The following is a 12,801-nucleotide window of genomic DNA, read 5'->3' on the forward strand; positions in this document are numbered from 1 at the left end:
CGGGGGGGCGACCCAGCCTCCGTACATTCCCCCACCCATCACCCTCCCGGGTGGGCGAGTTGTCCACAGCCCGTCGGTCGTCCACAGGCGACGGCGGGCTTTTCGCCGCCCCGCCAGCATGGTGTCCACCAGGACGGCAGCAGGGCTCAGGGAGGGGCACGGACATGAACGACACGATGGTGACGCTGGTGGGGAACGTGGCGACGGCGGTGGATTTCCGGGACACCGTGGCCGGGACGGTGGCCCGGTTCCGGTTCGCGGTGACCGCGCGGCGGTGGGACCGGGAGCGGGCGGTCTGGACGGACGGCCCGACCAGCTTCTACACGGTCTCGGCCTGGCGGTCGCTCGGCGCCAATCTCGTGGCCTCGGTCTCGGTGGGGGAACCGCTCGTGGTGCACGGGCGGCTGAAGGTCCGTGAGGACGAGCGCGACGGGCAGCGCAAGACCTTCGTCGACATCGACGCGCTCGCCGTCGGCCACGACCTGACGCGCGGCACCTCCGCCTTCCGCAGGACCACCCGGACCGAGCCGAGGCCGGGGGCGCAGGGTCCTCCGGGCGCGGGGGAGGGCGACCTGACGGCGAGCGACCTGACGGAGAGCGAGGAGCGGCGGGGCCTCGTCCCGGCGGACGGAGCGGAGGGATCGGACGGAAAAGACCCCTGGACAACCGCCGCACACCAGCTGGTAACCGCCCCCTGACCTTGTGTTGTGGGGATTTGTCGACCAACTCGCCGAAGGTATAACGATTCCGAGACGGAATGGTTATCTCGTCGTATGACCGGGGACCGGGGTCTTCCGTCTCCCTAGGATTCCCGAGTACTCATGAGGCACATGAGCCCATCGAGTCAGTGAGTGTGCTGGCGGGTGCTCCCCCCACGCGGATGGACCACGTTCGCGGAGCGACTCGCCCGGAGGGGAAATCAATGTTTTCAGTTCGTGGGCGCGGTGCTGCCCGCCTGGCCGCTGCGACTCTGGTGACGGGTCTGGTCGCCTCCAGCGCCATAGCCCTCGCCGGCCCGGCCATGGCCGAGGACGGCAACGGCGCCGCCGCTGAGCTCGGTGGGCTCAGCGAGTCCGGCACGATCAAGATCGAGAGCGACCGGGGCAACTCCACCCAGCGGGGCGGTCTCTTCGACCTGACCGTCGACGGTGGCGGCACGCTCCAGGCGTACTGCATCGACCTGTGGACGTCCACCGACCCGGGTACGAAGTACAGGGAGACCGACTGGGACAAGTCGACCCTGCACGACAACCCGAACGCGGGCAAGATCCGCTGGATCCTTCAGAACTCCTACCCGCAGGTCAACGACCTCAACGCGCTGGCCGGCAAGGCCGGCGTGGGCGCCCTGTCGGGTGACGAGGCCGCCACGGGTACCCAGGCCGCGATCTGGAAGTACTCCGACAACGTCACGGCGACCCCGGAGGACCCGGAGGCCAAGGCGCTCGCCGAGTACCTGGTCGCCGAGGCCGCCAAGGCGCCGGACCAGGAGGAGCCGAAGGTCTCCCTGGCCGCCGCCCCCGCCTCCATCGCGGGCAAGGCCGGCGACAAGCTCGGCCCGTTCACGGTGACCACCACCGCCACCGACGCCGACGCGGTCAAGATCTCCCTGCCCGCCGACGCCCCGGCGGGCGTCAAGGTCGTCGACAAGGCCGGCAACGCGGTCACCGCCGTCGGCAACAACGCAGAGCTGTTCCTGGACGTCCCCGCCGGCACCGCCGACGGCAAGACCAAGATCGGCCTCCAGACCGAGACCGAGGTCTCGATCGGCCGCGTCTTCGGCAGCGTCGAGGGCCACGAGCAGACCCTGATCCTCGCGGGCAGCAGCAAGTCCTCGGTCAGCGCCGAGGTCACCGCGACCTGGGCGAAGAAGGGTGCGGTCCCGGCCGTCACCGTCGCCGAGAACTGCGCCAAGGGCGGCCTCGACATCACCGCCTCCAACGAGGGCGACGAGCCCTGGACCTTCGACGTGAAGGGCACCTCGCACACCATCGCCCCGGGCGAGACCAAGACCGTCACGGTCCCGGTCGCCGAGGACGAGGCGTACGACTTCACCATCACGGGTCCGAACTTCTCGAAGTCCTTCCAGGGCGTCCTGGACTGCAAGACCGCCCCGAGCCCGGAGCCGTCCACCGAGACCCCGTCCGAGACCCCCTCCGAGACCCCGTCGGAGACCCCCTCGGAGACCCCGTCGACCGGCACCCCGTCCGAGACCCCCTCGGCGAGCCCGTCGACCCCGGCGCCCAGCACCTCCACGGACGCCGCCACCGGCACCACCGGCACCACCGGCGGTGACCTGGCCGAGACCGGCAGCTCCAACGCCACCCCGATGATCGCCGGCATCGCCGTCGCGCTCGTCATCGCCGGCGGTGGCGCGGTGTTCTTCCTCCGCAAGAAGAAGGCCGCCGGTCAGTAAGCCGGTCGGCAAGCCGGCCGGTAGGTCGGTCGGCAGGAACGACACGGTATTGACGTCACGGGGTGAGCGCACCCCGTGACGGACGGCCCCGGACGCACCGCGTCCGGGGCCGTCGCACGTCCACGGGCCGGGGCCTCGGGGGCGGCGCCGGACGGTACTGGTTTCCGCCTGGGGGTGGCGGTGCGGCAAGATGGGTGTATCTGCCCACTCACTCTTTGCCGGACGGTTTCTCTTGGCTGAGTACATCTACACGATGCGCAAGACGCGCAAGGCGCACGGCGACAAGGTCATCCTCGATGACGTGACGCTGAGCTTCCTGCCCGGTGCGAAGATCGGTGTGGTCGGCCCGAACGGTGCCGGTAAGTCCACCGTTCTGAAGATCATGGCCGGCCTGGAGCAGCCGTCCAACGGTGACGCCTTCCTCAGCCCCGGCTACTCCGTCGGCATCCTCATGCAGGAGCCGAAGCTCGACGAGTCCAAGACCGTCCTCCAGAACGTCGAGGACGGCGTCGCGGAGATCAAGGGCAAGCTCGACCGGTTCAACGCCATCGCCGAGGAGATGGCCACGAACTACACGGACGAGCTCATGGAGGAGATGGGCAAGCTCCAGGAGGACCTGGACCACGCCGAGGCGTGGGACCTGGACGCCCAGCTGGAGCAGGCCATGGACGCCCTGGGCTGCCCGCCCGGCGACTGGCCGGTCGAGAACCTCTCCGGTGGCGAGAAGCGCCGCGTGGCGCTCTGCAAGCTCCTCCTGGAGGCCCCCGACCTGCTGCTCCTCGACGAGCCCACCAACCACCTCGACGCCGAGTCGGTGAACTGGCTGGAGCAGCACCTCGCCAAGTACAAGGGCACCGTCGTGGCCATCACCCACGACCGGTACTTCCTCGACAACGTGGCCGAGTGGATCCTGGAGCTCGACCGCGGCCGCGCCATCCCGTACGAGGGCAACTACTCCACGTACCTGGAGAACAAGGCCACCCGCCTCAAGGTCGAGGGCAAGAAGGACGAGAAGCGCCAGAAGCGCCTCAAGGAAGAGCTCGAGTGGGTGCGGTCGAACGCCAAGGGGCGTCAGGCCAAGTCCAAGGCGCGTCTCGCCCGCTACGAGGAGATGGCCGCCGAGGCGGACAAGATGCGGAAGCTGGACTTCGAGGAGATCCAGATCCCGCCGGGCCCGCGCCTGGGCTCCGTCGTCGTCGAGGTCAACAACCTCTCCAAGGCGTTCGGCGACAAGGTCCTCATCGACGACCTGTCCTTCACCCTGCCCCGCAACGGCATCGTCGGCGTGATCGGCCCGAACGGCGCCGGCAAGACCACGCTCTTCAAGATGATCCAGGGCCTGGAGATCCCCGACTCCGGCGAGATCAAGATCGGTGAGACGGTCAAGATCTCCTACGTCGACCAGGGCCGCGCCAACATCGACCCGAAGAAGACGCTGTGGGCCGTCGTCTCCGACGAGCTGGACTACATCAACGTCGGCCAGGTCGAGATGCCGTCCCGCGCCTACGTCTCCGCCTTCGGCTTCAAGGGCCCGGACCAGCAGAAGCCGGCCGGCGTGCTCTCCGGCGGTGAGCGCAACCGCCTCAACCTCGCGCTCACCCTCAAGCAGGGCGGCAACCTGCTGCTCCTCGACGAGCCCACCAACGACCTCGACGTCGAGACCCTCTCCTCGCTGGAGAACGCCCTCCTCGACTTCCCCGGCTGCGCCGTGGTCGTCTCCCACGACCGCTGGTTCCTGGACCGGGTCGCGACGCACATCCTGGCGTACGAGGGCGAGTCCAAGTGGTTCTGGTTCGAGGGCAACTTCGAGTCGTACGAGAAGAACAAGGTCGAGCGGCTCGGCGTGGACTCGACCCGTCCGCACCGCGCCACGTACAAGAAGCTCACCCGGGGCTGAGGCGGTCGTGGCGAGACACCTCTACAGCTGCCCCCTGCGCTGGTCGGACATGGACGCCTTCGGGCACGTCAACAACGTGGTCTTCCTCCGCTACCTGGAGGAGGCCCGGATCGACTTCATGTTCCGGCTGGCGCCCGGGGACGGCAGCCCGTCCTTCTCCGGCGGGTCCGTCGTGGCCCGCCACGAGATCGACTACCTCCGCCCGCTGGTCCACCGGCACGAGCCGGTGACCATCGAGTCGTGGGTCACGAAGATCGGCGCGGCGTCCCTGACGATCGCGTACGAGATCAAGGACCCCGAGGTCACCTACGTACGGGCCTCGACGGTCGTCGTGCCCTTCGACCTGGAGGCCCAGCGGCCGCGCCGCATCTCCGAGGAGGAGCGCAGCTTCCTCCAGGAGTACGTCGACGACGGGATGACGTCCGCCGCATGACCGTGCTCGCCCCGCTGCACTTCGCCGACCCCAGGGAGGCGGCGGCCCTCGCCGCCTTCCTGGCCCGGCTGGTGCACTACGACCGCGCCGCCGCCGTCCGCCTCCAGGCCGGGGGCGGCGCGCTCGCCGTGTTCGGACGCCCGCCGTCCTTCGAGGTCCTCGCGATCCGCACGGCCCGGCTGGTGGACGCCGTCGACCTCGACGTCACCGTCTCCGCCGGGGAACTCCTCGACGGCATCGAGGAGACGGCCGGCAAGGCCGTCGTCCCCGGCGCCGTCACCGGCCCGCCCTGGGCCGGTGTCCTCCCGCCCCGCTCCGGCTGGCGGCCCGTCGAGGGCCTGCCGGGCGCCGGGGAACTGCGCGGGGCGGTCGCCGCGGCCGTCGCCGAGTTCCGCCGCCGCGACGAGGAACTGCCCGAGGAGCGGCGCACCCGCGCCGAGCGCGACCGCCTCGGCCGCGAGATCTGGTCCCGCGTCCTCGGCGCGACCGGCCTGCCCCTGCGGGCCGTGCACGCCGCCCAGTCGCTGGGCTTCCTCCCGCCGGGGAAGTCCCCGGAGGAGCTGCCGGTCGTCCTGATGGCCGCCGGACCGTGGCTGCGCCTGCGCACCCCGTACGGCTCCGTCGCCCTCCGCACGACCCCCACGGGCCTCACCTTCACCCCGGCCCTCTAAAGGCGCACCCCCGGACGGGGATGCGCCGGTTCTTTCACCGCTCCGCATCCCCGTCCGGCCACACGCCGATGTGGTCCTGCTCCAGTTCCAGGGCGACGCGGTGCTCCATGCCCAGCGCCTGGGTGTAGTCCGCCGGGAGCTGGAGCCGGCCCGCGCGGTCGAGCATCGCGTACTCCCGCGCCACCAGCGACTCCTGGCCCTTCTCGTCGACCTCCGTGCGGCGCAGCACCTCGGAGGAGGTGCGGCCGTCGCGGATCGCGACCGTGCGGCGGACCTCGGTGGCGACCGCCTGGTCGTGGGTGACGATCACGATCGTCGTGCCCAGTTCCTCGTTGGCCCGGCGGAAGGCGGCGAAGACCTGCTCGCCGGTGGCCGAGTCCAGCTCGCCGGTCGGCTCGTCGGCGAGGAGGACCTTCGGGTCGTTGGCGAGGGCCACGGCGATGGCGACCCGCTGCTGCTGCCCGCCGGAGAGCTGGTGCGGCCGCCGGTCCCGGCAGTGCGCGATGTCCATCATCGTGAGCAGTTCCTCGGCCCGCTCGGCCCGCTTCTTCCCGCTGCCCGCCAGCTGCATGGGCAGGGCGACGTTCTGGGCGGCGGTCAGGTACGGCAGGAGGTTGCGGGCGGTCTGCTGCCAGACGAAGCCGACCACCTCGCGCCGGTAGCGCAGCCGGTCCTTGCCGGTCATCGCGAGGAGGTCGCAGCCGGCGACCCGGGCCGCTCCGGCGGTCGGCACGTCCAGGCCGGCCAGGATGTTCATCAGGGTCGACTTGCCCGAGCCGGACGCCCCGACCAGGGCCATCAGCTCGCCCTCCTTGACCAGCAGGTCGAGCCCCTGGAGGGCCTGCACCTCCACCCCGTCGGTGGTGAAGATCCGCACCAGGCGGTCGCAGGCGATCAGCGCGTCGTGGCCGTACGAGGGCCGGTCGCGGTGCGCGTTGGCCCGCCGCTCCAGCTCCTCCAGGGTCGCGTTCGCGGTCGTCGTCATCGTGCGTCTCCTGCCCTGAGTTCCTTCACCGAGCTCCTCCGCCCCGTCCACCACGCCTGTACGCCCGCCGCCGCCCCCGTCAGGAGGACCACGGCCACGGCCGGCAGCACCAGCGACCACGGGTCGGCCCGCAGCGGCACCCCGGCCAGTCCCGCGCCGCCCTCCGCGGTGGCGAGCGCCAGCCGGCGCAGGTCGATGCCCGGCGCGAGCAGCGGCACCGTCGCCCAGCCGGCCAGCGCCCCGCCGAGCGCGGCGAAGACCGCCGGCGGCAGCGCCTCCAGGCCGAGCAGCCGGCGCCCCTGCCGGCGCGTGAGGCCCATCGTCCGCAGCCGGGACAGCAGCGTCGCCCGCTCGGGGCCGCTCCGCGTCAGCGACAGCAGCACGGCGACCACCGCGTAGGCGGCGCCCGCGCCGATCGCGGCGGCGTAGAGCCCCTCGGCGCCGGACTGGAGCGGCGAGTCCACGTACGAACCGCGGGCCTCGGAGCTGAGCGTCACGTCGAAGTCCCGGGACTTCGCGGCGACCGCCGCCCGCAGCGCCGCTCCGTCGGGCGCGCCGCTCACCAGGACGGCGCTCTGCCGCCGGTTGGTGATGTCGGCGGCGTTGACCACGAGGAAGTCCTCGCCGCGTACCGCCGGGGTGGAGTCCCGTACGGCGACCACCTTCACGTGGAAGCTGCCGGCCGCCGCGATCAGCGGCATCGGCTCGGCGCCGAGGCGGGCGGCGACGTCGGGGGAGGCGAGCGCGGGCAGCACCCGGTCGGTGTCGCCGACCGCCTCCGGGCCGCCCTTCCCGGTCGGGGCGAGCAGCCCCGCCGCGAAGGCGCCGTTGTCGGTGCGCCGCGCGAGCTCCGCGTAGGCGGCCGGGTCGACGGCGACGAGCGGGGCGCTCATCGGCTGGTCGGTGGCGACCGGGGACGGCAGCGCCACCCCGTACTCGATCTGTACGGGCTGCGCCTCGCGGACGCCCTTCGTGCCGCGCACCGCCTCGGCGAGCCCGGCGGGCAGCGGGACGCCCTCGGTGCGGCCCTCGATCCGGGCGTCGGCGCCGGTGGCGAGCGTCGCCGCCCGGTCGCGGGCGGTGGCGACCCCGGCGAGGACCGAGCCGCCGAAGGCGGCCGTGGTCAGCGCGAGGACGAGCGCGAGCAGCGGCAGCACGCCGGTGGCCGAGGAGCGTCCGGCGCGGGCGAGGGCCAGCGGGCCGACGACGCCGCGCATCCGGCGGGCCGGTCGGGCCAGCCAGCGCAGCGGCAGCGGCTGGACGCGGACGAGCACCAGCGTGGCGATCACGCCGACGAGCACGGGGGCCGCGCTGACCAGGTGGTCGCCGGAGTCGGAGGTGCCGCGCAGCCGCAGCGAGCCGATCGCGCCGGCCGCCAGGACGAGCAGGGTCAGCTCGACGACGGTGCGGCGCCGCGACGGCTTGGCGTCCACCAGGTCCTCGCGGGCCCCGTGCAGCCGGGGCGCGCGGTGGCGCAGCACGGCGCGGACGGGGAGCACGAGGGCGGCGATCAGCGCGACCAGGGCGGCGCCGAGGACGGACGGGAGGAGCGGCGCGGAGCCGGTCAGGGCCGGGGCTCCCGGTGTGTCCGGGCCGCGGACCAGGACGATCGCGGCCGCCAGGCCGAGCGCGGCGGCCGGCACGGCGACCGCGGCGGTCTCGCCGAGCAGCCGGAAGCCGATGCCGGGCAGGGAGGCGCCGCGGGCCCGCAGCAGGGTCAGTTCGGTGTCCCGGCGGGAGAGGAAGAGCCCGCCGGTCATGGCGACGACCACTGCCGCGACGGCTCCGATGCCGAAGACGGCGACGGCGACGACGGGGGAGATCGCGGCGCCGGTCGCCGTGTAGGCGGCGAGGACCTCGTCCAGGCCGGTGGAGAGCCGGCCGGTGGGGCCGGTGACCCCGCGGACCTCGACGAGGGCGGGGCCGCCGGCCAGCGAGTCGAGGGCGGCGGCGAGCGGTCCTGCGTCCTGGGCGGTGAGGTGGTCGTCGGTGGGCGGGAAGCGCCAGTATGCCTCCGGGGTGCCCGTGGTGGAGGTGAGGGCGGAGCCGGACTCCGGGGAGACCAGGAGGGCGGCCTGCCAGTAGGACGTGACCTCGGTCGGGGAGGGCTTCAGGGCGAGGACGGCGGCCTTCAGCAGCGGCTCCACGACCCAGTACGGCCGCTCGGGGTCGCGCGGCTCGACGATGCCGGTGACGGTGAAGGCGACCGGGTTGCCGTCGGTGCCGGGCACGTGCACGACCGAACCGGTCTTGATCCCCAGGGACTTGGCGGTCGCCGTGGTGACGGCCGCCTCCGCGCGCTGCGGGGTGCCGGCGGGCATCCGGCCCTCGCGCAGGGTCGCGTGCGAGGCGAGGTCCGAGGGCGAGGCGAGGGTGAACTCGACCGGCTCGTTGTCCGGCTCCGGCAGCCACGGGTCGAGGCCCTCGATCCGGATCATCGTCCGGATGCCGTGCACGGTCTGTTCCCGGTCGGTGCCCAGCGGCGCGGGCAGGATCCCGCGCAGCCTCTCCTGGTCCTCCCGCAGGGTCCCCGGGGAGACCGTGACGCCCGACTCCAGCGGAGTGGTGACCTCCACCATGGACTGGTGGGCGGGGGCGGTACGGATGCCGTGCCGCAGCCCCTTCGTCTCGTACGCGTCCACCACCCGCGGCAGCGCGGCGGCGAGCAGCGCGGTCACGAACACCAGCAGCGCGAGGCCGGCGGCGGCGCCCGGCGCGGCCCGCAGCCGGGTGCGCACCCAGGGCGCGACAGCCCGGACGCGGGCCTTCTCGGACCCGCCCGCCACCGGTGGCGCGGGCGCGGGCCGGTGGTCGGGGGACTCGCCTGCGGGCTGCATCGGGCGGGACTCCTCGCGCGGGGCGTCGGTCATCAGTTGTCTCCCTGGTGGCGCAGGGACACCGCCGGGTCGTTGCGGCGCAGGGCGATGGCCGCGACGACCGCGAGCGGCAGGGCTGCGACTCCGGCGAGGAGCAGGGCCACCTCGCCGAGGGGCAGTTCGACCAGGACGGGCGGCACGGGCCGGGTGGCCCGGCCGGTGAGGACCACGAGCGGGACGACGATCCGGGCCAGCAGGGTGCCGAGGGCGACGCCCACCAGGAGCCCCACCGCGATCAGGACGCCCTGTTCGACGGCGAGGAGCCGGGCGAGGCGGCGGCGCGGTGCGCCGATGGCCCGCAGGATCGCGAACTCGGCGGCCCGTTCCCGTACGGATCCGGCCGAGCCGACCGCGAAGCCGACGGCGGCCAGCGCGGCGGCGGCCGCGGCCACCGCCATCAGGGCGGTGTGGGGGCCCGCGCCGAGCGGGTCGCCGAGCAGGTCCTCGGCGAGCTCGTCGCGGACGGTGATCTCGCCGGGCTCGTCGTCGGCGCGCTCGCGCAGCGCCTTCGCGACGGTGTCGGCCGCGCCGCGCTCGGCGGTCAGCCACCACTCGGTGGGCGCCACGGGAGCGGTCGGGTCGGTCGCGGCGAGGAAGCGGTTGACGGCCGTCAGGTCGACGAGGATGCCCCCGCCGTCCTGCGGGACGCCGCCCGCGGCCTCCGCGTCGGTGGTCCGGCCGGAGGAGCCGGTCGTCGGCAGGTCCTCGACGACCCGGGTGACGACGACGTCGATCCGGCGGCCGCCGAGGGAGAGCTGGACGCGGTCGCCCGGCTTCGTGCCGGACGCGGTGGCGAACGCCTCGGAGGCGAGGCCCGGCAGGAGGCCGTCCTGCTTCCCCAGGGGGGCGGCCAGCCGCACCGCGTAGGTCTCGGAGAGGGGCGGGTACGTCTCGGAGAAGGCGTTCTCCAGGTCGTACGGGACGGAGTACGGCGTCCCCCGGCCGGCCGCCGCCGGGGTACCGGCCCGGCCCTTCAGCTTCACCGGGTCCTGGGCGGAGCCGCGCAGCGTCTGGTCGCCGCCCGCGGTCCAGGCGGTCAGGGCGCGCGCGGGGTCGGCGGTGCGCAGCTCGCCGTCGGACCCGGTGGTGCCCAGCAGGTCGACGTGGACGGCGCGCTGGACGGGCGGCCCGAGCAGGTCCCCCTCGAAGAGCTCGCCGTCGGCCTCGATGCCGGTGAGGACGAGGCCGCCGCCGCTGTGCCCGGCGAGGTCGACGGAGAACCGGTGGGTGGCCCCGTCGGCGGGCAGGCTGCCCGCCGCCCGCCGGTTCGGGACGCCGTACGCGTCCTCCAGGACGAGGGTGACGCGGAGGGCGCCGCTGCTGCGCGGGGCCTGGTTCCGCAGTCCGACGACGAGCGAGGCGCTGCCCTCCGGCACGGCGAAGCCCGGCCGCGCGCCGCTCTTCGGCGAGAGCGGGTCCAGCAGCGCGGCGGGCGAGCCGCCCGCCAGGTCCTCGCGGATCAGCAGGCCGTCGGCGAGGCGGTCGGTGGTGGCGGCGAGGACGGTCGCGTTGTGGCCGGACACGTCCATGTAGGTCCGGTAGACCGGCGCGACCTCGCGGACGCCGGGGACGGCGGCGAGCCGCGCGGCCCGGTCCGGGTCGCCGGGGCCGATGCCCGTCACGCGGATCTGCGTACCGGCCCGGAAGTCGGCCTGGTCGTGCTGCGACCGCTCCCAGGAACGGCTCTGCCCGATCGCCAGCATGCCCATGGCCACCGCGAGGACCAGCAGCAGCACGGGACCGGCGCCGCGCAGCGGGCGGCGGCTGAACTGCCAGCCGGCCAGCGCGGCCGACAGGCCCCGGCCGCCCGCGGCGCGCCGCTCGGCCAGCTTGGCGGCGGGCGGCAGCAGACGCAGGGTCAGAACGGTGCCGGCGAGCAGCGCGAGCGCGGGCGCGGCGACGAGCACCGGGTCGACCGAGCCGCCGTCGGCGGCGGCCTCCGGCTGCCGCTGGAGCTGCCAGAGCGCGATGCCCGCGATCAGCAGCAGCGCGAGGTCCGCGCCGGCCCGGACCGGCCACGGCAGGCCGCCGCCGCGGGCCTTGCGCAGCGAGACGGCGTCGCCGTCCCGGGCGGCGAGCGCGGGGGCGACGACCGCGGCGGCGCAGGCCAGCGCCACGCCCGCGGAGACCAGCCAGACGGTGAGGCCGGGCGAGGTGTCGAGCCGTACCCCGAGCGAGGAGAGCGCCGACCGCTCGGCGAAGAGCCGGGTCAGCGGGCCGGAGAGCGGCGGGGCGACGAGGGCGGCGGGCAGCGCCAGGAGCAGCGCCTCGGCGCCGGCGAGCCCGGCGATCCGGCGCCGGGAGGCGCCGCGGGCGCGCAGCAGCGCGGTCTCGCCGGAGCGTTCGGTGCTCAGCAGCCGGGCGACGAGCAGCAGCGCGTACGCGGCGAGCATCACCAGCTGCACGGCGACGATGAGGAGGGTGGAGCGGGAGACGGCGAGGGCGCGTTCGGTCTGCGCCAGGACGGTCGGCAGGCCGGTGGTGACGCTGATGGTGGTCCCGAAGGAGGCGCTGTCCGCGAGGAGCCGCTCCGGCTCCCGGGTGGCCGCCTCGCGCAGGGACGCGATGCCGCCGGTGTCGAGGCGGGAGAAGTCGGCGCCGGCGAGCCACGCGGTCTCGCCGAGGGCGAGGGTGCCGGAGGCGAGCACGGCCGGGTCGGCGAGCAGCGGCCCGTAGGTGGTGAAGGAGACGGTCCGCACGCCGCGGCCGCCGGCCGGGTCGAGCAGCCAGTACGGGTCGGTGGTGTCGGCCGGCTCGTAGACGCCGGTGATCCGGACCTTCACGCGCCGGTCGGTGAGCCGGTCGGTGAGTTCGAGGACGACGCCCGGACCGGTCTTGAGCCGCTTTGCCGCCTCCTCGGGGAGGGCCGCCTCGACGACGCCGCCGGTGCGCGCGGCCGAGGGCCACGCGCCGCGGACGAGCGTGAGGCGGGAGCGGTCGAGCGCGGCGAAGTGGGTCAGGTCGGGGTCGCCCGTGCGGGCCGCGGGGGGCTGGAGCGAGCGGGGGAGCGCGTACGGCCCTGAGCTCTCCAGGCGCCGTACGGTGACGGGCAGTCCGTCGAAGGCGCGCCGGGCGCTCTCCGTGACGGTCTGGTCGGCGGAGGCCCGCCGCTCGGCCGGGACCTGCCCGGAGACGAGCAGGGTCGCGGCGGCGGCCGAGCGGTCACGCAGTCCGGCCTGGAGCGCGGCGTTCCCGATCGAGCCGGAGAAGCCGGCGAGGGTCGCGAGCACGGTCGTGGTCAGGACGACGGCGAGCAAGGCCGCGCCGAGCAGCAGCCGGTGAGCCCTGACGCGCAGAAGTACGAACCCCGTCACCCATCCCCCTGGCCGTTCCACGCGCGTCCGCATTCCGGCGAACACCTGTCGAACATTCGAAACGTACCGGGAATGCTTTCATCGGCCACGGGGTACTGGAAACCGCTTGGGCAGGGACCTTGATGCGATCGTGACCGTTATTCGGTCATCCGTCCCCGGAATGTGTTCATCCGGTGGCACGGAGTGGTCTGAACCTGCCCAGATGGGACGGG

The 12,801-nt window shown here is 74.0% G+C and carries 8 protein-coding genes; 5 read left to right on the plus strand and 3 right to left on the minus strand.

Annotated elements, in window-relative coordinates; all coding sequences use genetic code 11:
- Positions 1-164: 164 nt before the first annotated feature.
- The 5 genes from ACFXMG_RS06265 to ACFXMG_RS06285 all read left to right on the plus strand — a co-directional run bounded on the left by ACFXMG_RS06265 (position 165) and on the right by ACFXMG_RS06285 (position 5,414).
- The gene (locus ACFXMG_RS06265) at positions 165-698 is read left to right on the plus strand and encodes a single-stranded DNA-binding protein (RefSeq protein WP_383818749.1); all 534 of its coding nucleotides are present in this window, start codon (positions 165-167) and stop codon (positions 696-698) included.
- A 224-nt stretch (positions 699-922) separates the two neighbouring features.
- On the plus strand, positions 923-2,413 hold the full coding sequence (locus ACFXMG_RS06270; protein WP_383818750.1) for a Cys-Gln thioester bond-forming surface protein: 1,491 nt from the start codon (positions 923-925) through the stop codon (positions 2,411-2,413).
- Between the two features lie 232 nt (positions 2,414-2,645).
- On the plus strand, positions 2,646-4,310 hold the full coding sequence (gene ettA, locus ACFXMG_RS06275; RefSeq protein WP_383818751.1) for an energy-dependent translational throttle protein EttA: 1,665 nt from the start codon (positions 2,646-2,648) through the stop codon (positions 4,308-4,310).
- 7 nt (positions 4,311-4,317) lie between these two features.
- Positions 4,318-4,743, plus strand: a complete 426-nt coding sequence (locus ACFXMG_RS06280; RefSeq protein WP_383818753.1) for an acyl-CoA thioesterase — start codon at positions 4,318-4,320, stop codon at positions 4,741-4,743.
- The gene (locus ACFXMG_RS06285) at positions 4,740-5,414 is read left to right on the plus strand and encodes a hypothetical protein (RefSeq protein WP_383818755.1); all 675 of its coding nucleotides are present in this window, start codon (positions 4,740-4,742) and stop codon (positions 5,412-5,414) included. The genes ACFXMG_RS06280 and ACFXMG_RS06285 overlap by 4 nt, the downstream gene beginning before the upstream one ends.
- A gap of 34 nt (positions 5,415-5,448) precedes the next feature.
- On the opposite strand, the gene ACFXMG_RS06290 is transcribed toward ACFXMG_RS06285, so the two are convergent.
- From ACFXMG_RS06290 to ACFXMG_RS06300, 3 genes are read right to left on the minus strand one after another with little or no spacing between them, the layout of a single operon-like run.
- Positions 5,449-6,399, minus strand: a complete 951-nt coding sequence (locus ACFXMG_RS06290; RefSeq protein WP_383818757.1) for an ABC transporter ATP-binding protein — start codon at positions 6,397-6,399, stop codon at positions 5,449-5,451.
- Complete coding sequence (locus ACFXMG_RS06295) at positions 6,396-9,269, minus strand: FtsX-like permease family protein (RefSeq protein ID WP_383818758.1); 2,874 nt, start codon at positions 9,267-9,269, stop codon at positions 6,396-6,398. The genes ACFXMG_RS06290 and ACFXMG_RS06295 overlap by 4 nt, the downstream gene beginning before the upstream one ends.
- Positions 9,269-12,589, minus strand: coding sequence for an ABC transporter permease (locus tag ACFXMG_RS06300; protein ID WP_383818760.1), 3,321 nt, complete (start codon positions 12,587-12,589; stop codon positions 9,269-9,271). Before ACFXMG_RS06300 ends, ACFXMG_RS06295 begins: the two co-directional genes overlap by 1 nt.
- Between the last annotated feature and the right edge of the window lie 212 nt (positions 12,590-12,801).

Origin of the sequence: Streptomyces sp. NPDC059201 (assembly GCF_042754585.1) — a bacterium.
Classification (GTDB): Bacteria; Actinomycetota; Actinomycetes; order Streptomycetales; family Streptomycetaceae; genus Streptomyces.

Coding starts and splice junctions, on each gene's coding strand:
- ACFXMG_RS06285 (WP_383818755.1), top strand. CDS start 4,740: ATGACCGTGCTCGCCCCGCTGCACTTCGCCGACCCCAGGGAGGCGGCG.
- ACFXMG_RS06290 (WP_383818757.1), bottom strand. CDS start 6,399: ATGACGACGACCGCGAACGCGACCCTGGAGGAGCTGGAGCGGCGGGCC.
- ACFXMG_RS06295 (WP_383818758.1), bottom strand. CDS start 9,269: ATGACCGACGCCCCGCGCGAGGAGTCCCGCCCGATGCAGCCCGCAGGC.
- ACFXMG_RS06265 (WP_383818749.1), top strand. CDS start 165: ATGAACGACACGATGGTGACGCTGGTGGGGAACGTGGCGACGGCGGTG.
- ACFXMG_RS06270 (WP_383818750.1), top strand. CDS start 923: ATGTTTTCAGTTCGTGGGCGCGGTGCTGCCCGCCTGGCCGCTGCGACT.